22 protein-coding genes are annotated in these 22,351 nt (G+C 57.4%); 17 read left to right on the forward strand and 5 right to left on the reverse strand.

Annotation, left to right across the window (positions count from 1 at the left end; all coding sequences use genetic code 11):
- Positions 1–9: 9 nt before the first annotated feature.
- The 3 genes from gdhA to lldD all read right to left on the reverse strand — a co-directional run bounded on the left by gdhA (position 10) and on the right by lldD (position 3,311).
- Complete coding sequence (gene gdhA / locus FPY71_RS13815) at positions 10–1,359, reverse strand: NADP-specific glutamate dehydrogenase (protein ID WP_149300879.1); 1,350 nt, start codon at positions 1,357–1,359, stop codon at positions 10–12.
- A gap of 87 nt (positions 1,360–1,446) precedes the next feature.
- Entirely contained in the window at positions 1,447–2,049 is a 603-nt protein-coding gene (locus FPY71_RS13820; RefSeq protein WP_149300880.1) for a nitroreductase family protein, read from the reverse strand.
- 131 nt (positions 2,050–2,180) lie between these two features.
- Positions 2,181–3,311, reverse strand: coding sequence for an FMN-dependent L-lactate dehydrogenase LldD (lldD, locus tag FPY71_RS13825; protein WP_149300881.1), 1,131 nt, complete (start codon positions 3,309–3,311; stop codon positions 2,181–2,183).
- A gap of 445 nt (positions 3,312–3,756) precedes the next feature.
- Here lldD and FPY71_RS13830 point away from each other — a divergent pair, with 445 nt between their 5' ends.
- From FPY71_RS13830 to FPY71_RS13870, 9 genes are all read left to right on the forward strand, one after another.
- Positions 3,757–4,917, forward strand: a complete 1,161-nt coding sequence (locus FPY71_RS13830; RefSeq protein ID WP_149300882.1) for a transporter substrate-binding domain-containing protein — start codon at positions 3,757–3,759, stop codon at positions 4,915–4,917.
- Positions 4,914–5,591 carry an ANTAR domain-containing response regulator gene (locus tag FPY71_RS13835; protein ID WP_149300883.1) on the forward strand — a complete coding sequence of 226 codons (678 nt, stop codon included), beginning with the start codon at positions 4,914–4,916 and terminating at the stop codon, positions 5,589–5,591. The genes FPY71_RS13830 and FPY71_RS13835 overlap by 4 nt, the downstream gene beginning before the upstream one ends.
- A gap of 157 nt (positions 5,592–5,748) precedes the next feature.
- Complete coding sequence (locus FPY71_RS13840) at positions 5,749–6,957, forward strand: urea ABC transporter substrate-binding protein (RefSeq protein WP_246160543.1); 1,209 nt, start codon at positions 5,749–5,751, stop codon at positions 6,955–6,957.
- Between the two features lie 83 nt (positions 6,958–7,040).
- Positions 7,041–7,913, forward strand: coding sequence for an ABC transporter permease subunit (locus FPY71_RS13845; RefSeq protein ID WP_149300885.1), 873 nt, complete (start codon positions 7,041–7,043; stop codon positions 7,911–7,913).
- 3 nt (positions 7,914–7,916) lie between these two features.
- Positions 7,917–8,996, forward strand: coding sequence for a branched-chain amino acid ABC transporter permease (locus FPY71_RS13850; protein ID WP_246160545.1), 1,080 nt, complete (start codon positions 7,917–7,919; stop codon positions 8,994–8,996).
- Positions 8,996–9,712: an ABC transporter ATP-binding protein gene (locus FPY71_RS13855; protein ID WP_149300886.1), complete on the forward strand. Its 717-nt coding sequence runs from the start codon at positions 8,996–8,998 to the stop codon at positions 9,710–9,712. The genes FPY71_RS13850 and FPY71_RS13855 overlap by 1 nt, the downstream gene beginning before the upstream one ends.
- On the forward strand, positions 9,705–10,421 hold the full coding sequence (locus FPY71_RS13860; protein WP_149300887.1) for an ABC transporter ATP-binding protein: 717 nt from the start codon (positions 9,705–9,707) through the stop codon (positions 10,419–10,421). The genes FPY71_RS13855 and FPY71_RS13860 overlap by 8 nt, the downstream gene beginning before the upstream one ends.
- A 55-nt stretch (positions 10,422–10,476) precedes the next feature.
- Positions 10,477–11,451 (forward strand): acetamidase/formamidase family protein, encoded by a 975-nt coding sequence (locus FPY71_RS13865; protein WP_425457896.1) that lies wholly within the window; start codon positions 10,477–10,479, stop codon positions 11,449–11,451.
- A gap of 31 nt (positions 11,452–11,482) precedes the next feature.
- Positions 11,483–13,219 carry a nitrilase-related carbon-nitrogen hydrolase gene (locus FPY71_RS13870; protein WP_149300889.1) on the forward strand — a complete coding sequence of 579 codons (1,737 nt, stop codon included), beginning with the start codon at positions 11,483–11,485 and terminating at the stop codon, positions 13,217–13,219.
- 1 nt (position 13,220) lies between these two features.
- Here the strand turns inward: FPY71_RS13870 and FPY71_RS13875 are convergent, their stop codons facing one another.
- Positions 13,221–13,910: a cysteine hydrolase family protein gene (locus tag FPY71_RS13875; RefSeq protein ID WP_149300890.1), complete on the reverse strand. Its 690-nt coding sequence runs from the start codon at positions 13,908–13,910 to the stop codon at positions 13,221–13,223.
- A gap of 107 nt (positions 13,911–14,017) precedes the next feature.
- Here FPY71_RS13875 and FPY71_RS13880 point away from each other — a divergent pair, with 107 nt between their 5' ends.
- The 8 genes from FPY71_RS13880 (at position 14,018) to FPY71_RS13915 (ending at position 21,413) form a co-directional block, all read left to right on the forward strand.
- Entirely contained in the window at positions 14,018–14,812 is a 795-nt protein-coding gene (locus tag FPY71_RS13880) for an ABC transporter ATP-binding protein (protein WP_246160547.1), read from the forward strand.
- Positions 14,805–15,527: an ABC transporter ATP-binding protein gene (locus FPY71_RS13885; RefSeq protein ID WP_149300892.1), complete on the forward strand. Its 723-nt coding sequence runs from the start codon at positions 14,805–14,807 to the stop codon at positions 15,525–15,527. The genes FPY71_RS13880 and FPY71_RS13885 overlap by 8 nt, the downstream gene beginning before the upstream one ends.
- A complete protein-coding gene (locus tag FPY71_RS13890) occupies positions 15,524–16,417 on the forward strand; it encodes a branched-chain amino acid ABC transporter permease (RefSeq protein WP_149300893.1) in 894 nt (297 codons plus the stop codon). The genes FPY71_RS13885 and FPY71_RS13890 overlap by 4 nt, the downstream gene beginning before the upstream one ends.
- Positions 16,414–17,421, forward strand: coding sequence for a branched-chain amino acid ABC transporter permease (locus FPY71_RS13895; protein ID WP_149300894.1), 1,008 nt, complete (start codon positions 16,414–16,416; stop codon positions 17,419–17,421). Before FPY71_RS13890 ends, FPY71_RS13895 begins: the two co-directional genes overlap by 4 nt.
- On the forward strand, positions 17,418–18,593 hold the full coding sequence (locus tag FPY71_RS13900; RefSeq protein WP_149300895.1) for an ABC transporter substrate-binding protein: 1,176 nt from the start codon (positions 17,418–17,420) through the stop codon (positions 18,591–18,593). Before FPY71_RS13895 ends, FPY71_RS13900 begins: the two co-directional genes overlap by 4 nt.
- An 87-nt stretch (positions 18,594–18,680) precedes the next feature.
- Entirely contained in the window at positions 18,681–19,997 is a 1,317-nt protein-coding gene (locus FPY71_RS13905) for a type I glutamate--ammonia ligase (protein WP_149300896.1), read from the forward strand.
- Position 19,998: 1 nt separating this feature from the next.
- Complete coding sequence (locus FPY71_RS13910; protein WP_188052350.1) at positions 19,999–20,796, forward strand: N-formylglutamate amidohydrolase; 798 nt, start codon at positions 19,999–20,001, stop codon at positions 20,794–20,796.
- Positions 20,796–21,413, forward strand: a complete 618-nt coding sequence (locus tag FPY71_RS13915; RefSeq protein ID WP_149300898.1) for a cysteine hydrolase family protein — start codon at positions 20,796–20,798, stop codon at positions 21,411–21,413. Before FPY71_RS13910 ends, FPY71_RS13915 begins: the two co-directional genes overlap by 1 nt.
- A 43-nt stretch (positions 21,414–21,456) precedes the next feature.
- On the opposite strand, the gene FPY71_RS13920 is transcribed toward FPY71_RS13915, so the two are convergent.
- The gene (locus FPY71_RS13920) at positions 21,457–22,335 is read right to left on the reverse strand and encodes a MurR/RpiR family transcriptional regulator (protein WP_188052351.1); all 879 of its coding nucleotides are present in this window, start codon (positions 22,333–22,335) and stop codon (positions 21,457–21,459) included.
- Positions 22,336–22,351 lie beyond the last annotated feature (16 nt).

Genomic DNA, 22,351 nt, shown 5'->3' on the forward strand with positions numbered 1-22,351 from the left:
GCAGTAAACTCAGATCACGCCCAGCGCGTCCATGGCCTCGGCCACACGCACGAAGCCGGCAATATTCGCACCAAGCACATAGTCGCCGGGGGAGCCATATTCCTCGGCGGTTTCGGCGCAACGGTCATGAATATTGTGCATGATCGTGGCAAGGCGGCTTTCCGTCTGTTCAAAAGTCCAGCTATCACGGGATGCATTTTGCTGCATTTCAAGCGCAGAGGTTGCCACTCCACCCGCATTGGCCGCTTTGCTTGGCGCAAACAGAACCTGCGATTCCTGGAAAATGCGCACCGCGTCCGGCGTTGATGGCATATTCGCCCCTTCGCCCACTGCAATCACGCCATTTTTAACCAGCGTGCGCGCATCCTTGCCCGTCAACTCATTCTGCGTTGCAGACGGCATGGCCACATCGCACGGCACATCCCAGATCGAACCTTGTTCGATATAGCGGGCACCGTTGCCTTTCAGCTGCTTATAGGTGCTGATCCGGTCCCGGCGGATTTCCTTGATCTCCTTGATCAGAGCAAGGTCAATGCCGTCTTCGTCGACGATATAGCCGTTGGAATCCGAGCAGGCCACGATCTTGCCGCCAAATTCCAGAATTTTTTCCATTGTATAAATCGCGACGTTTCCTGAGCCGGAAACCACAACGCGCTTGCCCTCAAATGCATCAGACTTTGTGGCCAGCATTCGCTCGACAAAATAGGTGGCACCGTAGCCCGTCGCTTCTGTGCGTGCGCGTGAGCCACCATAGAACAGGGCTTTGCCGGTCAGGACGCCTGCCTCATAGCGGTTGGTCAGCCGCTTGTACTGACCGAACATGTAACCGATCTCGCGGCCACCGACGCCTATGTCCCCGGCAGGCACGTCGGTATATTCCCCGATATGCCGGAACATTTCGGTCATGAAGGACTGGCAGAATCTCATGATTTCGCCATTGGAGCGGCCACGCGGATTGAAGTCCGACCCGCCTTTGCCGCCACCGATCGGCATGCCGGTCAGCGCATTCTTGAAAATCTGTTCAAAGCCCAGAAACTTGATAATTCCGATGTTCACCGAGGGGTGAAAACGAATGCCGCCTTTGTAAGGTCCGAGCGCTGAATTGAACTGCACCCGAAAGCCACGATTGATCTGCACAGTTCCCTGATCATCCACCCAGGGAATGCGGAAGATGATCTGCCGTTCCGGCTCGCAAATGCGCTCAATCAGCGAACTGTCGAGATATTTCGGGTGTTTGGCAATCACCCGGCCCAGACTTTCAAGAACCTCCCGGACCGCCTGATGAAATTCCAGATCACCTGCATTTCTTTGCAGCACCTGGTTCAGAACGGGTTCGAGCTTTTCGTCAATTGTGACCAATTTTGCATCCCCACGCTTAAATACTGTGCAGCTATGTGCACTGCATCAAACGCAGATAAACCAAAAGGTGAGTTTTATGAACACATTTTAATCAGCAATTGAAAACCGGCCTTCGGAGATGATTTCACCAAGCGGTTTGCGCGGACTGGGTGCTTCACGTGGCTGCAAAGCTTCCGGCAAAAGGCTCTTGTCGGCTTTCCGGCCAATCGCAAACGCAGCCTCAATACGAAAACCATCTGGAATTTCAAGCTCGGCTCGCGCCTTGTCAAAATTCAGACCGGTCATGCCATGGGCGTGCCAGCCCAGCTTTGTCGCCTGAAGGGCAATAAGGCCCCATGCTGCACCGGCATCGAACGAGTGGCTGTACAGTGGCAGGTCTTCGCCGCTGGCAGCATCCCGCCGCGTGGTGTTGGAAACCAGAAAAACCAGTGCGGCAGCATTTTTTGCCCAGCCCTGATTGGAAGGCGTCAACAGGTCAACGAAGCTCTGCCAGTTTTCTGTGCCACGCCGAGCATAGATAAAATGCCATGGCTGAGCGTTGAAGGCCGATGGTGCCCAGCGCCCGGCTTCCAGAATGTTGAAAAGCTGTTGTTCGCTGATTTCCTCATTGTCGAAGGATCGTGGCGACCAGCGTGCCAGAATGTCCGGATCGATATTGTGATCAGAACTGCGGGGAAAACTGACGTTCATCGTGATGTTCCGTTATTTGCCAAAGCATGGATTAAATATCTGTGGCTGGTGACCTGTCACAATGACCGCTTTGATTGACAAACTGTTCGACAGCCGAAGACGCACGACTGTCGAAGAATGCTGAAGGTGGTTCAAACCAAACAGTCGCAGTTGATTTCTCCAATGGTCTGAACACCCGTCAACGTCATTGCCACCCGCATTTCTTTTTCAAAAAGATCCAGAAGATGCGAAACGCCTGCTTCTCCACCGGCGGCAAGTGCGTAGACAAAGGCGCGGCCCAGAAGCGCCGCATCGGCACCCAGCGCAATCATCCGCACAACATCCAGGCCGGATCTTATGCCCGAATCAGCCAGAATTTTCAGATCGCCTTTAACCGCGTCTGCAATTGCGGGCAGGGCCCTGGCAGAAGACAAAACGCCATCAAGTTGTCTGCCGCCGTGGTTGGAAACGACGATCCCGTCTGCGCCGAACTTGACTGCATCGCGTGCATCATCCGGGTCCAGTATGCCCTTGATGATCATCGGCCCACCCCAGAAATCGCGGATCCACTCCAGATCCTTCCAGCTGATCGATGCATCAAAATTGGCTGCAAGCCAGCCAATATAATCATCCAGCCCAGTTGGCTTTCCAAGATATTTCGACACATTGCCCAGGTCGTGAGGGCGACCGTTGACGCCGACATCCCACGCCCATGCAGGGTGCTGAACAGCTTGCCACATGCGGCGAAGATTGGAGTTGGGGCCGGAAAGACCTGCATGCGCGTCGCGATAGCGCGCGCCGGGCGTTGGCATGTCCACCGTAAAAATCAGCGTTGTGATACCGACGGCCTTGGCCCGCTCCAGCACGCTTTTCATGAAGCCGCGATCTTTGAGGACATAAAGCTGAAACCATAAAGGCGCGGGCGATTCTTTCTGCACCTCTTCAATGGGGCAAAGCGAAACCGTCGAAAGCGTAAAAGGAATTCCCTTTTTATACGCGGCCTTTGCGCCCTGCACCTCGCCCCGGCGTGCGTACATTCCGGCCAGCCCGATCGGCGCTATTGCCACCGGCATTGCCATTTTGCGGCCGAACAGCTCCGTTTCAAGGTTCAGACTGGCGACATTGCGCAAAACCCGCTGCTTCAGCGCAATTTCCGAAAGATCCGAAACATTGTGCCGCAGCGTATGCTCGGAATAAGCCCCGCCGTCGGCATAATGAAACAGAAATGGCGGTATTCGACGTCGCGCTGCTTCACGAAAATCCGTGGGAGCCGAGATAATCATGATTCCTCCTGAAGACCGATCCAGTCAATCCTTCGATCATCTGTCACGCTCTAACTCACTGTTTCGTCACATTATCGCGCCGTTGGACAATTCCGTTTCACCGGGCAATGCTTGGGCAGTGCAGATGCGACCGTGTGTCTGGATTCAGCATGATGGCGTGCCGCGTCAAGAGCAAATGCCACATAACGCTGGTTGATCTTCATGATTTTGTTTCAAATTATCGGTTGCGGCTGAAATGGTCGCACGCAATTGCCGGGTCACAAGGCTGTCGTGAATTTGTGCGTGCGTTTCCGCTTGACAAGAACCCAATTCCCGTTCAGCTTAATTGTTAAGCGCGGAGCAACGATGCTCAAATATGCGTCATGCAGTAATCATTCCAAATTCGGGCACCGGGGCCTCCCAGCAGTCACTGCTGATGGAGGGTTTTTGTCGTTCAGGATCGTTTATGACAACCAAACGCTATCCTATCGGTATATTGTTTTCATCGACCGGCTCGTACGGCGATGTTGCCCGGACTATGCGCAATGGCGCCATTCTGGCGTGCGAGCAGATTAACAGCAGCCAGGAGTTCGATTTTCGTCTGGAGCCCATCGAGGCAAATCCGGGAGGAGATCTGACCGCCTATGTGCCTGCGGTCGAGGCCATTCTGGCACGCGGTGCACGGCACATTGTCGGCTGCTACACGTCATCTAGCCGCAAGGAGGTTATTCCCACCCTTGAAAAGCGTGATGCGCTTCTGTGGTACCCGGCCCACTATGAGGGGTTCGAAAGCGCGTCCAACGTTATCTACACTGGCGCAGTGGCCAACCATCATATTGTGCCGATGGTTGATTACCTGATGCAGCACGTCGGCAATCGCGGCTTTTGCATCGGCTCCAACTACATCTGGGCATGGGAAAGCAACCGCGTTCTGCGTGAAGAGTTGACCGGGCGGGGCGGTTGTGTGGTGGCAGAGCATTATCTGCCGGTGGGTGAAGTGGATATGGATCGGATTATCGATGCCATATTCCAGACCCAACCGGATTTCATTCTCAACTCGCTGATTGGCGATTCCGCTTATGCCTTTTTCCGGCAGTTTCGCAGTGCCTGCCAGCGGCGGGGGATAGATCAGGTCAGCCGTTTTCCGGTTGCAAGCTGCAATCTTTCTGAACCCGAACTGGCCGCCATCGGTCCTGGCGCCATTGATGGGCATCTGAGCTCCAGTGTTTATTTCGCCTCCATTTCGACCAGCCGCAACCAGAGCTTTGTTGAAGACTACAATCTGGCTTTTTCGGGCGAGCCTTGTGTTTCGGCCGAGGCTGAGGCCGCCTTTATCGCCGTACGTCTTCTGGCGGAGGCTTTACACCGGGCCGGAACTGATGAAATCATGCATGTGCGCGCCTGCGCATCGGGGCAGAAAATTGCTGCTCCGCAGGGTGATGTCTGGCTGGATCAGGAGACATTGCACGCGTTTCTGACGCCACGCATCGGCCGTTCCCGAATGGACGGCCAGTTTGATATTCTGGTTGAAGCGGCGGCACCGGTAGCGCCGGACCCCTATCTTGTTCACAGTACACCAACACTTGCGCCAACGTCCGGCCGCCCTGTTCTGAGGATTGTGACATGACATTGATCCGTCCGGTGCAGAATTTCAGCCAACGGCGCGGGTGCATTGCCTCGCTGGATGGCCGTGCGCTGGAAACACTGTCTGTCACCTTGCCTCGGCTTGGGCTGGAGGTGCAGCATCTGGTGCTGGATGATACTGGCCGCTTGCCGGAATTTGATGTTGCGCGGGACATTCTGTTCGTTGATGGCGATCTGAGCATGCTGCGGCACATCAGCTTCGGCGGCCCTGGCTGCCACCCGCCCGTGCCCGTCATCGGGCTGGTTGGCGTGGAGGCGCCAAGCCGCCTGCGTGCATTGATGGAAGTCGGGGCAACTGCGTTTCTTTCCAAGCCGGTTCACGCCGGTACGGTGTTTTCCTCTCTTTACCTTGGTGTCAACGAGTATGCCCGGCGGTCGGCCTATCTGGCCGCAATCGACGAGCTTGAAAGCCGTCGCCGCAGACGCCGCCATGTCATCAAGGCGGTGACGCATACAATGCGCATGAACCGGATTGATGATGACGCTGCCTTCGCCTTGCTGCGCAGGGAAAGCATGCGATCACGCGTCAGTCTGGAAACCTACTGTGAATACGTCGTTCAACGGAGCACGGCGAAGCATGACCGCGGTGAACTTTTTCGCGATTGTGAGGAAAGCGGAAAAGCTCTGATTGCAGGCCGGCAGGCCATCGCGGACTGACGCATTTCCCGTTGAGGCCTGATCGCTTCGACACCAGGGCAATGCACAAAGCAAGCAGTAGGGCGTTGCAGACGATCGTGAGATCGCGTGAGGCGCTCTAAGATCCGAACCATTCAAATTCAGGGGTACTTCAATGAAGAATTGCGCAAAAAGCGCCATGACAGCGCTCGCCCTAATTTTGGCTACGTCCAGCGCCGGCCTGGCTCAGGAAGCCATCAAGCTGGGTGTTCTGGAAGATCAGTCGGGAGATTTTGCTGCGGCAACCGCGGTCAAGGTCCACGCCATTGAACTGGCTGCAGAGGAAATCAATGCCGCCGGTGGTATTGCCGGGCGGCCTCTGGAGCTGGTGGTCTACGACACTCAGTCCGACAATACGCGGTATCAGGAGTTCATGCGCCGCGTGTTCCAGCGCGATAAGGTGGACGCGGTCTTTGCCGGCTTCTCATCTGCCTCGCGTGAAGCATACCGCCCGATCGTCAACCAGTTCGACGGGCTGGCCTTCTATAACAACCAGTATGAAGGCGGCGTTTGCGATGCCAATATGATTGTTACCGGCGCTGTGCCGGAGCAGCAGTTTTCGACCTTGATTCCCTGGATGATCAAGGAATATGGCCCGAACATCTACACGATTGCCGCCGACTACAATTTCGGCCAGATTTCTGCCGAGTGGGTGCGCAAGATTGCCGAGGAAAACGGCGGCAAAATGGTGGGTGAAGAGTTCATCCCGCTGGGTGTATCCCAGTTTTCCCAAACCATTCAGAACATCCAGCAAGCCAAGCCGGATGTTGTGGTCACTCTGCTGGTAGGCACTGCACAGGCATCTTACTATGAGCAGGCTGCCGCCGCCAACCTGAACCTGCCAATGGCATCTTCGGTCAATGTCGGGCAGGGTTATGAGCACAAGCGCTTCACCCCGCCATCGCTGGCCAACATGTTTGTGACCACCAACTATATTGAAGAGGTGGACACTCCGGCCAGCAAGGCATTTGTGGAAAAATTCCGCGCCAAATTCCCCAATGAGCCATACATCAATCAGGAAGCTGCAAACTCCTACATTGCGCTGAACCTGTACAAGCAGATGGTCGAGCGGGCCGATGGGTCAACCAAGCTGGAAGATCTGCGCAAGGTAATCGCAGAGGGTGATGTCTGCTTCGACGGCCCATCCGGCAATGTGTGCCTGGATCCGAAAAGCCAGCACATGTCGCACACAATTTATCTGGCCAAGGTCAATGACGATCACTCGATCAGCTTCCCGACGGTGTGGGAAGACAGCAAGCCCTATTGGCTGGGTGAGGCTGGCTGCGACCTGACGCTGGACGACCCGAGCGCACAATACACGCCTTCCAGCCCGCCACCAGCGCGCTGATCGGCTAAAGGAAGGCTGCCGGGGCACGGTTCCGGCAGCCATTCATCCTGCCAGAAATCCAAGAACAAAGGAGGTGCTTCCCGATGGAAGTGCTTTATGCGGCCTTTACTTTTATATATCAGGCCGGTGATGCTTTCGCCTTTCTGGTGTTGTCTGCCTGCGGGCTGGCGGTCATTTTCGGCATGATGGGCGTCATCAATCTTGCCCATGGTGAATTCATTCTGTGTGGAGCCTATGTTTCCGCCAGTGCTGCCCGAATGGGCCTGCCGCTGCCGCTGGCCATCCTGCTGGGCGCGCTGGTTGCCGGTCTGGTGGGCATGGTGCTGGAGCGGCTGGTTATCCGCCATCTCTACCACAGGCCGCTGGATACGATTGTTGCCACGTGGGGCATCTCGATGATGGCAACCCAGGGCACGCTGATTTTGCTCGGCTCTACCATGCCCGGCACGGGAACACCGCTGGGAAGCTTTACCGTCGGGGCCTATTCCTATTCCACCTACCGCGTCGTGTTGATGGTTGCGGCCCTCGCCACCCTGGCGGCCCTGTGGCTGGTCTTTACCAAAACGCGGTTTGGCCTTTTGTCCCGCGCGACAATTCAGGTGCCGCATATTGCCGAGGCGACGGGCGTTAACACCAGCCTGATCTACAGCCTGACATTTGGTCTGGGCGCGGCGTTGGCCGGACTGGCCGGTGGGCTTTATGCGCCAACCATGACGCTGGTGCCAACCATGGGCGGTGCTTTTGTCGTCGAGGCCTTTGTGACTGTTGTTGTTGGCGGTGCCGACATCTTCCTGGGTACTGCGCCTGCTGCCGCCATTCTGGGCATCATCAAAGCCGCCCTGACCTCATGGCAAGGGCAACTGGCCGGCCAGATCGGCATGCTGATCTCTGTCATTATTGTCATCCGCATCCTGCCACGCGGGATTTCCGGATGGATATTGCGTGAAAGGGCCTGACCCGTGTCTTCAACTTCTTCCAAGCCGCGCTGGCTGACATTGCTGGAAGGGCCGCAGACATTGGGTCGCGGTCCGGGGTTCTGGTCAGTCTTTGCGTTGGTCATCGCCGCAGCCATTGCCTATCCGTCTTTTGCCGATGGGTATGATGTCGGCAACAATGTCTACTTCTTCAACTGGATATTCATGGCATTGGGTCTGAGCCTGATCTGGGGCTATGGCGGTGCATTGTCGTTTGGCCAGACCGCGTTTTTCGGCGTTGCCGCCTATGCCTATGGCGTGCTGACGATCAATCTGGGTGACGCCTACGGCCTGACGCTGTTTTCCTTTGTTGCCGCGGTTGGCGTTTCGGCATTGTTTGCGGCCATACTTGGCTACTTCCTGTTTTTTGGCCGCATCAGCGGGGTGTTTCTGGGCATCGTTACTTTGTCCGTTACGCTGGTGCTGGAGCGTTTCATGGCGCAGACCGCCGGACCGCAATGGCGAATTGGCGAAGCGCGGCTGAACGGTTTCAACGGAATGGGCGGCATGCCGTCACTGACGATTCCATGGCCGGGCGGCGACATCGTGTTGTTTCCGGATGTTCAGCTCTATTACTTCACGCTGGCTTTGCTGGTGGTGGTTTACCTGGCGTTGCGCATTCTGGTGAATTCCCGCTTTGGCAACGTACTGGTGGCCATTCGCGAAAATCCTGAGCGGGCAGAAATGCTTGGCTATGACATTCGCAAATATCAACTCGCCGCTTTTGTGATCGGCTCTTCGCTGGCGGGTGTTTCCGGTGTTCTCTACACCTCATGGGGCAACTACATTACCCCTGCTTCCATGGGCATGACTGCCGCTGCCTTGCCGATTGTGTGGGTGGCCGTAGGCGGGCGCAGCGACCTGACCACAACCCTGGTTGGCACGCTGGTGGTTCTGTTCGGCTTTCAGGCACTCACAGTCTATGGCAGCCAGTATGCACTGATCGTGATGGGTCTTCTGCTGGTGATCACCGTTCTGGTTGCACCAAATGGCCTGATCTACGGGCTGGCATCTCTCATGTCCGGCCGGTTACGCCGGCGCAATGCTGCGCGGGAGGGGCTGTAATGGCTATTCTGGAAACACGCGAACTCAACAAATGGTTTGGTGGTCTGCATGTGACCGGCAATGTGGATTTCACGCTGGAACAGGGCGAAATCCATTGCCTGATCGGCCCCAACGGGGCGGGAAAAAGCACGTTTTTCCGGCTCATTCTGGGTGAGCACCTGCCGACCAGCGGCACCATTCTTTACGCTGGCGAAGACATTACCCATGCCAAGCCATTTCAGCGGATCGGCAAGGGTATCAGCGTCAAATTTCAGGTGCCTGGCATCTTCAAGGCACTGAGCGTGCGCCACAACCTGACAATTGCCCTGCAGGACCACTATCCTGTTTCCCGGCTGGATGAAGAGATCGATCGGCTGCTTGAGTTTCTGAAGCTGACCGAGGCACAGCGGCAACTTGCCGGCAATCTGAGCCATGGCCAGAAGCAATGGCTGGAAATCGGCATGGCAATTGGCCTGAAGCCGCGCTTGTTGCTGCTGGATGAACCAACAGCCGGCATGACACCGGATGAAACCTTTGCCACCGGCGAGATGGTGCAGGAACTGAACCGGCAGGGCGTTACCGTTCTGGCGGTGGAGCACGACATGGCCTTTGTTCGGCAGATCGCCCAGCGGGTGACAGTTCTGCATTTCGGCAAAATTTTCGCACAGGGCACAATCGACGAGATCGTGGCGGATGAACGCGTGACGGCCATCTATCTGGGAGAGGCACATGCGTAACGAAGTTCACCTCAACACGGTTGGCCTCTGGTCGGGCTATGGTGGAAAACCGGTTTTGCAGGGTGTCGACATGGACATTCGCAAAGGCGAAATTGTTGCCGTGATCGGCCGCAACGGCGTTGGCAAATCCACCTTGATGAAATGCCTGATCGGGCTTTTGCCTTCCGTTCAGGGTTCTGTGGTGTTTTCAGGCAAGGCAATGGACCAGATGAAGGCACATCACCGTGCGCGTCTGGGCATTGGCTATGTGCCGCAGGGCCGGGATGTTTTCCCGCGAATGACAGTCATGGAAAATCTTCTGGTTGGCCAGTCTATCAGCGGCAAGACGGCATCCGCGCAACTGATCGACCAGATCTTTTCCTATTTTCCCATCCTGGCCGAACGGCGCGACCAACGCGCCGGGACAATGTCCGGTGGCCAGCAGCAGCAACTGGCCATAGGCCGGGTGTTGATGGGGTCGCCGGAACTGATTTTGCTCGACGAGCCATCAGAAGGCATTCAGCCCAACATTGTGCAGGACATTTCCCGCATCATGGTTGAGCTGAACCGGACGACAGGCGTGACTGTGGTTTTCGTCGAGCAGAATATCGAGATGATCCGCTCAATGGCGCAGCGTTGCTATGTCATGGACAAGGGGCGGATCACCCAGGAAATCATGCCGGATGTGCTGGAAGACCGAAGCGCGGTGCGCCGGTTTCTGGCGGTTTGAACTTACTTTCAACAAGCAGGGAGGCTCTATCGTGAGCTGGCTAGAACAATCCATTATGGCGCGCAAAGGCGTAGCGGGCGGCAAGGCAGGCCAGACCCACAGCATCACCGAGGCGGAGCAGGGCAAGTATCACTATGTCTACAGCGCCTTTTCCGAGCCGGTGCTGCGGGTTGATCCGGGTGCGGTGATCGTGGCTGAAACGCATGATGCGTTTGAGGGTGCCATTCAGAATGAAACCGACAAGCCGAGCGAGATTCTGAATTTTCCCTACCTGAATCCGCAGAACGGCCCGATCTATATCAACGGTGCCCAGAAGGGTGACTGCCTGGCAGTTTATATTCACAGTGTTGTGCCACGCGGACCGCAACCGCGCGGTACCACCGTCATCATGCCGGAATTTGGCGGTCTGGTGCCAACCGCGGATACTGCGCTGTTGACCGCACCATTGCCTGAAAAAGTGCGCAAGCTGAATGTGGACAAGGACGAAGGCATCGTCTGGAACGACCGCATCACCCTGCCTTACGAACCATTCATCGGCACGATTGGCACTGCGCCGGAGATCGAGGCCATTTCCTCTCTGGTTCCGGATTACTACGGCGGCAACATGGATCTGCCGGATGTTGCGCCGGGCGCGGTCGTCTATCTGCCGGTCAACACCGAAGGAGCCTACCTGTTTCTGGGCGATTGCCACGCTGCGCAGGGCGATGGCGAATTGTGCGGCGTGGCGGTGGAACATCCGACCGTTACCACGGTGCAGGTGGATTTGATCAAGGGCTGGACCATACGCTCACCCCGGCTGGAAAATGACACGTTCTATATGACGGTTGGCTCTTCCCGCCCGATGGAAGATGCCGCGCGCGGGGCCTATCGCGAACTGATCCGCTGGCTGGCTGCTGATTTCGGTTTTGATGAAATCGACGCCTACATGCTGCTGACGCAGTGTGGGCGCATCCGGCTGGGCAACATGGTGGATCCAAAATACACGCTGGGTGCATCCATTCTGAAATCCATTGCGGGCAGCCCGCGATAACAGAAACGACTTCATTTTCGGAGTGAACATGATGCTGGAAAAATACACAGCGGCTGCCATTCAATTTGAACCATTGATGGGCGAAAAAGAGCGCAACATCACCGGCCTTCTGGCGCTTTGTGAAAAGGCGGCGCAGGCAGGTGCCAAGCTGATTGTTACTCCGGAAATGGGCACGACCGGCTATTGCTGGTACGACCGGGCAGAGGTGGAACCCTTTGTTGAAACCGTGCCGGGGCCGAGCACGGGCCGGTTTCAGGACCTAGCCAGGAAGTATGGCTGCTACATCGTCATCGGCATGCCGGAGGTCGATCCCGCAAGCAATCTTTACTACAATTCGGCAGTGCTGATCGGCCCGGATGGCATTATCGGCACCCACCGCAAAACCCACCCCTATATTGCCGAACCGAAATGGTCGGCCTGTGGCAATTTGGGGCATCAGGTTTTTGAAACGCCTATCGGGCGCATTGCGCTCCTAGTCTGCATGGATATTCACTTCGTTGAAACCGCGCGGCTGGTGGCCTTGGGCGGAGCAGATGTTATCTGCCATATTTCCAACTGGCTGGCAGAACGCACGCCTGCGCCATACTGGATCAACCGGGCCTTCGAAAATTCCTGCTATCTGGTGGAAGGCAACCGTTGGGGGCTGGAACGTGGGGTGCAGTTTTCCGGCGGAAGCTGTGTGATTGGCCCGGATGCCGAAATTCTGGCTGTGGTGGATTCCGGCGATGGCATGGCGCTGGCGGAAATTGACCCTGAGAAAGCCCGGCAGAGACAAGTCTGGGGAGAAAACATTCAGAAGCGGCGGCGCCCGGAGCTTTATGCCGAGCTGATGACCAACACTTTTGCGTGGAACCCGCGTGATTTCTTCAAGCTCTATGACCACCAGCCATTGCCGGAGGGGCGGGAGGCCAAAGTGGCCGCTGGCCAGTTTGCGCCAACCGCCAACCTTGACGACAATCTGGCAGCCATGACTGAACTGGCAGAGCAGGCGCGGACCAAAGGAGCAGAACTGCTGGTTCTGCCGGAGGGCGCTTTGACCGGATTGCAGGACCCTGCAAAACAGGCGCTGGCAGCGGATGGCCCGGAACTGGTGCGCCTGACCGAACTGGCGGTTTCCAGTGGCCTGTATCTTGTGGCTGGCTTTGCCGAAAAAGAGGGCGACAGGTTTTACAACAGTGCGGTTTTGACCGGACCATCCGGCGTATTGGCGATCTATCGCAAGATCCACCTGAACGAGGAGGATGAGCGGTGGGCAACAGCAGGCAGTGAGTGGAAAATTGTTGACCTGCCTTTTGCGCGCGTGGGCCTGCTGATTGGCTTTGACGCCAGCTTTCCCGAAGCGGGGCGCACATTGGCGCTGCGTGGCGCAGACCTGATTGCCTGCCCATCGGCCATACGTCAGCGCTTTCATCTGGCGCATGCGGGAACGGCCGTGCAGCAGCCGGCTCCCATTCCAACAGGAGCAGACCCCTATCACTGGCACCAGTACCGGGTGCGGGCGGGGGAAAACAATTGCTACTTTGTCTTCGCCAATGTTCTGGACGAGGAAAAGGGTTTTGCCGGGCATAGCGGCATCTTCGGTCCGGACACCTTTGCCTTTCCACGCACGGAATCCATCGCCGCGGCCAACGCGCCATTGGCCGTGGCAACGATCGACACGGGGCACATTGGTGGGCCCTATCCCACCAATGTGGTTCGGCGAAAAGACCTTGTGCTGATGCGCCAGCCGCACCATTACGAGCCGCTGGTGGTGCTTCAGTCAGAGTGATTTACGTCTTCAGCGCAGCCAGTTCGGCCACAAACTCATCCGCGCTGCGGACACGGGAATAGTGGCCGTCCATGGCCTCCATGCAATCATTGTGGTTCCTGTCGGAATAGGCGGCGCAGCCATCTTCAATCAGGGTTACCAGAAAGCCCCGGTCGGCCGCGTCGCGCACGGCGGATTCCACACACTGATCGGTCACGACGCCCATGATGACCAGATATTCCACGCCGAGATTGCGCAGGACATAATCAATATTGGTGGAATTGAAGATGCCCGATGAGGTTTTGGGAATGATGATGTCATCTGCCGCCGGCCCGACTTCGGGAATGACCTGTGCATCAAACGAGCCCTTGGCCGCGTGAAGATGCGAGATCTTGTGATCAAGGCTGCGGTCTCGCCCATCTGCGGTCAGGCTTTCAATCACAGTAAAAATGACTTCGATTCCTGACGCTCTGGCGGCCTGCAGAACCTTTTGCTGAGCGGGAATAACGGTGTTTTCCACACGTTCATAAAAAGCAGCGTGCCTGTTCTGCCGCGTGCCGGAAATCCGGGCCTCTTGCCGCTCTGCGACGCCAACCTCCATTTGCTGCATGTCAATGGAAAGAACTGCCGTTCTGGCCGGCACCACCGCGCGTTCGCGGTAGTTGGCGCCACTTGCTTCTATGTCATGCCGCTGTTGTGCTGGATCAACCATGGATGCATTTTCCCGAAAAAATCAATTGGTACAGAATTGCACTGTTTGTAATTTTTTGTAATCATTGATCCAGAAATGAATCAATGATTTTTTTAATTGGAGGTTGTTTGCAACCAAGTGCAACTCCTTTGCTGGAAGGTCGCTCCCTGACCCGGCGCTTTGGCGGCGTAACGGCGCTTACCGATTACAGCGTAACGGTTGGTCCCGGGGAATTGCTGGGCCTGATCGGCCCTAATGGTGCCGGCAAAACCACAGCCTTCAACCTGTTGACCGGGGTGCTGAAGCCAACAGATGGCCAGGTTCTTTCAGAAGGCGTCCAACTGACCGGCAAAAAGCCTGAAGAGTATGCACGCGCCGGAATTGCGCGGACATTTCAGAACATCAGGCTGTTTCCAGAGCTTTCCGTGCTGGAAAATGCCGCCGCCGGGTGTGCCATGCGCCGCGGGCCGGGCTGGTTGGCAACCATGGCCGGTTTGCCATCTGCTGCCCGCGCCGAGAATGACATTCACGAAATTGCCGCCCGACAGCTTGCCGAGGTGGGGCTGGCGGATATCGCCGACCATAAGGCAGGTTCCTTGCCTTATGGCCACCAGCGCAAACTGGAGATTGCAAGGGCTTTGGCAACAGAGCCGAAAGTGTTGCTGCTGGACGAGCCTGCCGCGGGCATGAACCCAAGTGAAACCGCGGCATTGGTGGACATGATCGCCGGGCTGCATGAGCGGCTGAAAATCTCGATCATTCTGGTTGAACATGACATGCGGCTGGTGATGCGGCTTTGCCAGCGGATTCAGGTGCTGGACCGCGGCAAGCTGATTGCCGAAGGCGCACCGGCGGACATTCGTGCCAATGAAGCTGTTGTTACAGCCTATCTGGGCACAAGGCGGGAGCGCGCCCATGCTTGAGTTGCAGGGCTTGAATGTCTGGCGTGGTGCATCCCAGGTGCTGAGTGATGTATCGCTGAGCGTGGGCAAGGGCGAAATTGTTGCGCTGATCGGTGCCAATGGTGCAGGCAAAACCTCCACCCTGATGACGATCAGCGGTTTGCTGCGCCCGCGCAGCGGCGAAGTTCGTTTCGACGGACAGGCCATTCAGCGTCTTTCCAGCGAGGCGATTGTTACGCGGGGGCTGGCACATTGCCCGGAAGGCCGGCAGATTTTTTCCAGCCTCTCCATTGCCGAAAATCTGGCAATGGGCGCGTTTCTGCGGCGCGACCCTGCCGGGGTGCGCGATGATCTTGAGCGGGTGCACACGCTGTTTCCCATTCTGAAAGAGCGGGCACATTTGCGGGCGGGCAATCTTTCCGGCGGTGAACAAATGATGCTGGCAATCAGCCGGGCATTGATGTCGTGTCCCCGCTTGCTGATGCTGGATGAACCGTCACTGGGACTGGCACCGCAGATGATCGAGCGGATCTTTGATGTGATTGAGGCGATCCGGACCGAGGGTGTGACGGTGCTGCTGGTGGAGCAAAATGCCATGATGGCGCTGGAGATAGCCGACCGCGCCTATGTTATCGAACATGGCGAACTTGTGCTGCAAGGAACCGGACAGGCCTTGATCGACGACCCGAAGGTGCGGGCCGCCTATCTGGGAATGGATGACGGGGGTGCGCTATGAGCTCCTATGTCGTACAGCAGATCGTCAATGGTCTGGTTCTCGGGTCCATGTATGCGCTGGTCGCTGTTGGCTTTTCGATGATCTACTCGATCGTCCGGTTGATCAATTTTGCCCATGGCGATGTGGTCATGATCGGTGCGTTCACTGCGGTTTTCTGCCTGATGGCGTTGGGGCTGCCTTTGTGGGTCACAGTGCTGGCAACATTGCTGGCAGGTGCGGCCATTGCGGCGATGATCGAGGTTACGGTTTTTCGCCCGCAACGGGGCGCACCGCAGGTCAATGGTTTCATCACCTCGCTTGCGGTGGCAATCCTCATCCAGAACATTGGCATCATGCTGCTATCGGCTCAGCCGCGCGCCCTGCGCTTGCCTGCTGAATGGCGCACCGGATTTGAACTGGCCGGAGCACGGGTTTCGGCGCTGGATCTGGGCATTTTTGCCGCCACGGCCTTGAGTCTGATCGGGCTGACGCTGTTTGTGCGTTTCACCAGAATGGGCATTGCAATGCGGGCCACTTCGGAAAACCTGACGGCTGCGCGCCTGATGGGCATTCCAGTCAACCGCGTTATCATGTCGGCCTTTGCCGTGGGTGGCGCACTGGCCGGGCTGGCGGGCCTGCTTTGGGGTGGGCGCTATGGTCAGGTAGACCCGCTGATGGGTTTCATTCCGGGTCTCAAAGCTTTTGTTGCGGCGGTGATTGGCGGCGTTGGCAGCTTGACGGGCGCGGTTCTTGGCGGGTTTCTGCTGGGCCTGCTTGAGGTTCTGCTGGTGGGCCTGCTGCCACAGGAATACGGCGCGTACCGTGACGCCTTTGTCTTTGGTCTTTTGATTCTGGTGCTGCTTGTTATGCCTTCCGGCCTGATGGGGCATAATACGGAGGAGCGCGCATGATCGGGCAACCAGCAGTGCGCGTGGCCTTTCTGGCACTGGCCATTGTTGTCATGACAGCGGCCTTTATGGCCGGATCTTTCCTGACACCGTTTCAACAGACCATGGTCGGCTTTGCCGGTATCAATATTCTGTTGGCAACCAGCCTCAGTTTTTCCAACGGGCTGACCGGTCTGTTTTCGCTCGGCCATCCGGCATTCATGATGGCGGGCGGCTACACGGCAGCCATTCTGACCTTTCCGGTGGCGCGCAAGGCCATGATGATGCCGGATCTGCCGGTCTGGATTGCCGACATGCAGGCGCCTTTTCTGCTGGCGACGCTGGCCGGTGGTCTGGTTGCCGCTTTGCTGGCGGTTGTGTCCGGCTTTCCGGTGCTGCGCTTGCGTGGGCACTATCTTGCGGTCGCAACCATTGGTTTGATTGTTATCGTGCGGGTTGTCATCAACAATGCCGATGGCGTGACCCGGGGTGCCATCGGCATTTCAGGTATTCCGCGTCTTTCAACGCTGCCATGGATTTACGGCTGGGCGCTGGTTGCGCTGGCGTTGATGTGGCGGCTCAAATCCGCCTCGCCCGGACGGGCCATGATGGCCATTCGCGAAAATGAACTGGCCGCCGCCGCCATTGGGGTGGACCGAGCCCGCTATCGGTTGAAGGCCTTTGCGCTTGGGGCCTTTTTCGCCGGTGTCGGCGGCGCGCTCTGGGCGCATCTGGTCACCAACCTGACGCCTGCCTCCTTCGGCATTCCGCTGGCCTTCATGCTGGTGGCAATGGTTGTCATTGGCGGCAGTGGCAGCCTGATTGGCGCGGCTGTTGCGGCCATTCTGCTCAGCGTTGTCGGCGAGGTCATGCGGCCCGTTGAGCGCGAGCTGGGTGCCTACGGCCTGATCCAGATCACCATCGCCCTGATTCTGATTGCCGTCATGCTGCTGCGGCCCAAAGGGCTTTTCGGCAGCGGCGAGCCTTTCTCTTTCCTGAAACCCAAACGACCAAGGAGCATGCAATGAAAAGACGTTACTTCCTATCCGGAGTTGCCCTTTCTGCCGTGGCCGCCGCGCTGGTTCTGACGCTGCCGACCACGGGTACTGCGCAGGATGGACCCATCCGCATTGCCGCTTTGTACAACCTGACGGGTGGCATGTCGTCCATCGACGCTCCGGCGTTAAACGGTGCCAAGTTGAAGGCCAAGGAAATCAATGATGCTGGCGGCCTGCTGGGCCGTCAGGTCGAAATTGTTGCCTATGATACCCGCACCGACCAGCAGGCCACGGCAACGGCTGCTCAGGAAGCGGTTTCGGCAGATGTTGTTGCTGGTATCGGCTTTGGCGACACAACCTTTGTCATGGCCGCAGCTCCAACATTCCAGAGCGCGGGCATTCCCTTCGTAACTTCCGGCGCAACCCACCCGAAACTGCCTGAATGGGTTGGCGACCACATGTTCATGACTGCCTTTGGCGATGATGATCAGTCATTCGCCATTGCTGATTATGCCATTGATGAGTTGAAGCTCGACAATGTCATGGTCTGGACCGACAACTCGATGGACTTCACCAAAGCCTTGTCGACATTTTTCAAGCAGCGTTATGAAGATCGCGGCAAAACCATTGTGGAAGACGTTTCCTTCATGATGGGCGATACCGACTTTTCCGGTCAGATTGCGCGCCTGAAGGCACTTGATCCGCAGCCGGACGCCGTGTTCATCTCGGCCATTCCAAGCGAAGCGGGCGTAACTGTTCGTCAGATCCGCGAAGCCGGTCTGGATCTGCCAATCCTGTCCGGTGATGGTTTCGACACGCCACTGGTTGCCGAGGTTCCCGGTCCCGATCTTGCCAATGACGTCTATTTCTCCACCCACACCTATCTGGCAGATGACCGCCCGGAAGTGGGCGAGTTCATTACCGGTTACGAACAGGAATTCGGCACTCCGCCAGAAAACGCTTTTGCACCGCTGGGTTATGATGCCGTTGGGCTGATTGCCAATGCCGTGGAAAAGGCTGGCAGTGTGGACCATGCCGCCGTGCGTGAAGCGCTGGCAGCAACCAGTGAGTTCAAGGCCGTCACCGGCGAAATTTCCTACAGCCGCGAAACCATGGTTCCGCCGAAGCCAATCTCGATCATTGCCGTGCAGAATGGTGAGTTCGAGGTGCTGTCGATCTGGCGTCCGGAAGAAACACAGTAAGCAATATCTGAGCGGGCGGGGCGCTGGCGCTCCGCCCGGCTTCAATTGCCCAGGCCTTTATGAATTGCGCCAAGGAGCGTATGCGACATGCCGCTGGAACGCGAGCCGTTTATCAACATTGCCTATGCCGATATTGCCAACCAGATTCGTGGCAAGGGTTTCCCTGCCGGCGAGTTGGAAAAGCGCCGGGCGCACGGCGTCGGCTGGACCCCAACCAACATCATGATCAACTGCTTCGGGCGCATTCCTGCAACCCCTTGGGGCGCGGTTGGCGATCTGGAGCTGGTGCCCGACCCGCAAGGCGATGTTGTGCTGGAACTGGGCAATGGCGTGCGTGAGCATTTCATTCTGGGTGATGTGCGCAATCTGGATGGCACCCCATGGGCTTGCTGCCCGCGCAGTTTCCTGCGCCACGCGCTGGAAGCGCTGAAGCAGGAAACCGGATTGTCGTTGACTGCAGCATTTGAACATGAATTTCACTACACAGGTGCAAAAGAGCGCGTTTCCGATGCTTACTCTATCGGCTCATTCCGTGGCTCGGAAGCGTTCTTCGAAACATTGCTGGCGGCCATTCGCGCCAATGGGCTGGAGCCGGACACGCTGCTGCCGGAATTTGGTCCGCGGCAGTTTGAAATCACCATTGACCCGGCCGAGGGTCTGGTCGCCGCTGACCGTGCGGTCAAGCTGAAGGAAATTACCCGCGCTGTAGCCGAGCATTTCGGTGGTCGAGCCAGCTTTTCACCGGTGGTTACGCCGGGAATTGTTGGCAATGGCGTGCACATTCACTTTTCCTTCCGCGATGCGGATGGCAAACCGGCAACTTATGATGCCAGCGGTCCGCATGGCATGAGTGCCGTGACCGCGGCCTTTGCTGCAGGCATTTTGAAATATTCGCCGGAGCTGGTGGCCATAACGGCACCGGCCGTCATTTCCTACGAGCGGCTGAAGCCCAACAGCTGGTCCGCATACTGGACAAATCTGGGCGTGCGCGACCGTGAGGCGACCTTGCGCGTGTGCCCCGTGCCTGAGCATGGCGAAGTGGATGTTGCCAAACGCTACAATCTGGAATTTCGCGCAGCAGATGCGGCGGGCAATCCTTATCTGCAACTGGGTATTCTGGTCTATGCCGGGCTGGCCGGCATTCGTCAGAAGCTGGGCGCGCCTCAGGTAACGGCGGGAAGCCCGGCCGACCTTTCGCAAGCCGAGCGCGAAGCCAAGGGTTTTCGCGAATTGCCGCGCTCGCTGCCGTTGGCGCTGGATGCCATGGAAGGTTGTGGCGACATGCGGGAGTGGATGGGGGCAGACTTGTTTGCCGCATACATCATGCATAAGCGCGGTGAGGCCGCCATGCTTGAAGGACTTGATCTTGCAACGCTCTGTCAGCGTTATGCGGAGGTTTATTGATATGAACGCCCCGGTTTTTCCGCAGCTTCTGGGACCACTTGACCCGTTCCCCTATGGCGAGATCAATGCCGACAGCCAGTCGCCATTTTTGTTGATCTGCGATCATGCAGGCAATGCCGTTCCACAAAAACTGGATGGCCTTGGCCTGCCGCATGATGAGCTGAACCGGCATATCGGTATTGATATTGGTGCACTGCCGGTGGCGCTGTCGCTTGCCGGGCGGCTCAACGCGCCCTTGCTGTTTCAGCGCTATTCACGGCTGGTGATCGACACCAACCGGCAGGATCATGCTCTCGATTCCATTCCGCCAATTTCTGATGGCACATTGGTGCCGCGCAATCAGGATCTGTCGGAAGAAGACCGGCGCATGCGCAGAGACGAAATTCACGTGCCGTATCATGCGGCTATTGAAGCTGCGATTGAGCGGGCAACGGCTGCCGGTCGCCCACCCATCGTGGTTTCCGTGCACAGCTACACTCCGAAATTGCGCGCGCGTGAGCAGGCGCGGCCGTGGGAAGTCGCCCTGATGTGGGCGGATGATGGTGCATTCAGCCTGCCGGTGCAGGCCGCGCTTGAAGCTGCCGGTGATCTGAATGTCGGGTTGAACGAGCCTTATGCCGTCAGCCTTGAAAATGACTATTCTATTCCGATGCACGCGCATGCCCGTGGCCTGCCGTATGTGGAGTTCGAGATCCGGCAGGATTACATCGGTACGCCGGCAGAAGCAGAAGAATGGGCCGCCCGTTTGGCCGACTGCCTGACACAGGCGCTGTCGGTCTATCAACAGACGAGGGCGTGATGGAGCAGCCATTTCCGCGACGCGGTGCGGCGATTGATCCGCACCGCACTGCCATACTGATCATTGACGTCCAGGACGGCATTTTCAACGACGCCGCCGCTCAGACAAGGCCGCATTTCCACCAGAGTGCGCGTGATCTTGTCATCCCGAACATCTCGCGGCTTCTGGATGCTGGCCGGGCAGGCGGAGCGGAGATTGTATTTACCGTCATAGAAAGCCTGACGCTGGACGGGCGTGACCGCAGCATTGATTACAAGGAAACCGGCTTCAACTTTGCACGGGGCAGCGCTGAAGCCAGGGTAATTGCGGCTCTTGCACCGCAGGGTGATGAAATCATTCTGCCCAAGACCTCGTCCAGCCTGTTTAACTCCACGGTGTTTGAATATGCCATGCGCAATATCGGCATAGACACGATCATCACCACAGGTTTTCTGACCGACCAATGCGTGGACCATACGGTGCGCGACGGGGCCGACAGGGGCTTTCGCATGATCTGCCCGGTCGATGCCTGCACCACCGATACGCAGGCGCGTCATGACAATGCGCTGGCCGCTTTTAAAGGCTATTGTCGACTGGCCACCACGGAAGAACTGGTCAGCGAGTTGCTGCACCCCTGAATGAGTTCTGGTTCAGGTGAACGATAAGATCGCCTGAAACGCTTCAGATTTTGCGTTTGGCTGGCTTGGCCTTCGCGGGCACATCACCGGAGAAGCGTTCGCGCTCAACTTCAACCGCGGCAATACGCGTTGCGGCTTTCTGGCCGAGCGCCTCGGCGGTGCGCGCTATCAGAGCCTCCATTTGCACAAGGCTGCCGATTGTCGAGTCAAACAGTGAGGGGGCGGCCACTGGTGTCGTAAACACATGCGCGGCCTGGGCAGCAATGGGTGAAAGCCACTCATCTGTTACCGCAATCAGCGTGGCGCGTCGTTGCCTGGCTGCTGCGGCATAGGCAACAATGTCTTCCTGATATCGGCGATAGTCGAAAGCAATCAGCACCGACGTGCGGTTGATTGCCAGAAGCGAATGCGCGTAATTGGCGGGCTCTTCCTCCACCAGCCGTATATTGCCGCGAATGTCGCGCAGCAGCTGATAAGTCCATAAGGCATTGGCCTTGCTGAACCGGCCGCCAATCAAAAACAGTGGCCGACGCTCATCCGCCACAAGGCTGACAACGGCATCCATATCCACCGCATCCAGCAACTCCACCGCCCGCGAGATATTGCCCACGGCCGCTGCGCCAAAACTGTCTTCCGCCACGCTTTCTTTTCCACGCATCGCCGATGAGCGGCTTAACGGAGATTGCAGCACCTGAGACACTTCGGCGCGAAGTTGCGATTGAAAATCGGCGTAAGAGCGGAATTTCAGCTTGGCGACAAAGCGCAGAATCGATGGGCTGCTGGTGCCTGCGCGCCTGGCAAATTCGGCAACAGTTTCCAGCCCGGCAGAAGGGTAGGATCGCATGAGTTCAAGCGCAATCATTCGCTCGGTGCGCGTCAGGCTTGGCATTTCACGACGAAGAACGTCCAGAATGGAACTCATGATTGAATACGCGCGC

This window comes from Aureimonas fodinaquatilis, assembly GCF_008369445.1.
In the GTDB taxonomy this organism is placed as follows: domain Bacteria; phylum Pseudomonadota; class Alphaproteobacteria; order Rhizobiales; family Rhizobiaceae; genus Aureimonas; species Aureimonas fodinaquatilis.

What these genes read in the sequence shown, in the direction of transcription:
- FPY71_RS13820 (WP_149300880.1), bottom strand. Translation starts at nt 2,049, where the DNA reads ATGAACGTCAGTTTTCCCCGCAGTTCTGATCACAATATCGATCCGGAC.
- lldD (WP_149300881.1), bottom strand. Translation starts at nt 3,311, where the DNA reads ATGATTATCTCGGCTCCCACGGATTTTCGTGAAGCAGCGCGACGTCGA.
- FPY71_RS13830 (WP_149300882.1), top strand. Translation starts at nt 3,757, where the DNA reads ATGACAACCAAACGCTATCCTATCGGTATATTGTTTTCATCGACCGGC.
- FPY71_RS13835 (WP_149300883.1), top strand. Translation starts at nt 4,914, where the DNA reads ATGACATTGATCCGTCCGGTGCAGAATTTCAGCCAACGGCGCGGGTGC.
- FPY71_RS13840 (WP_246160543.1), top strand. Translation starts at nt 5,749, where the DNA reads ATGACAGCGCTCGCCCTAATTTTGGCTACGTCCAGCGCCGGCCTGGCT.
- FPY71_RS13845 (WP_149300885.1), top strand. Translation starts at nt 7,041, where the DNA reads ATGGAAGTGCTTTATGCGGCCTTTACTTTTATATATCAGGCCGGTGAT.
- FPY71_RS13855 (WP_149300886.1), top strand. Translation starts at nt 8,996, where the DNA reads ATGGCTATTCTGGAAACACGCGAACTCAACAAATGGTTTGGTGGTCTG.
- FPY71_RS13860 (WP_149300887.1), top strand. Translation starts at nt 9,705, where the DNA reads ATGCGTAACGAAGTTCACCTCAACACGGTTGGCCTCTGGTCGGGCTAT.
- FPY71_RS13865 (WP_425457896.1), top strand. Translation starts at nt 10,477, where the DNA reads ATGGCGCGCAAAGGCGTAGCGGGCGGCAAGGCAGGCCAGACCCACAGC.
- FPY71_RS13870 (WP_149300889.1), top strand. Translation starts at nt 11,483, where the DNA reads ATGCTGGAAAAATACACAGCGGCTGCCATTCAATTTGAACCATTGATG.
- FPY71_RS13875 (WP_149300890.1), bottom strand. Translation starts at nt 13,910, where the DNA reads ATGGTTGATCCAGCACAACAGCGGCATGACATAGAAGCAAGTGGCGCC.
- FPY71_RS13885 (WP_149300892.1), top strand. Translation starts at nt 14,805, where the DNA reads ATGCTTGAGTTGCAGGGCTTGAATGTCTGGCGTGGTGCATCCCAGGTG.
- FPY71_RS13890 (WP_149300893.1), top strand. Translation starts at nt 15,524, where the DNA reads ATGAGCTCCTATGTCGTACAGCAGATCGTCAATGGTCTGGTTCTCGGG.
- FPY71_RS13895 (WP_149300894.1), top strand. Translation starts at nt 16,414, where the DNA reads ATGATCGGGCAACCAGCAGTGCGCGTGGCCTTTCTGGCACTGGCCATT.
- FPY71_RS13900 (WP_149300895.1), top strand. Translation starts at nt 17,418, where the DNA reads ATGAAAAGACGTTACTTCCTATCCGGAGTTGCCCTTTCTGCCGTGGCC.
- FPY71_RS13905 (WP_149300896.1), top strand. Translation starts at nt 18,681, where the DNA reads ATGCCGCTGGAACGCGAGCCGTTTATCAACATTGCCTATGCCGATATT.
- FPY71_RS13910 (WP_188052350.1), top strand. Translation starts at nt 19,999, where the DNA reads ATGAACGCCCCGGTTTTTCCGCAGCTTCTGGGACCACTTGACCCGTTC.
- FPY71_RS13915 (WP_149300898.1), top strand. Translation starts at nt 20,796, where the DNA reads ATGGAGCAGCCATTTCCGCGACGCGGTGCGGCGATTGATCCGCACCGC.
- FPY71_RS13920 (WP_188052351.1), bottom strand. Translation starts at nt 22,335, where the DNA reads ATGAGTTCCATTCTGGACGTTCTTCGTCGTGAAATGCCAAGCCTGACG.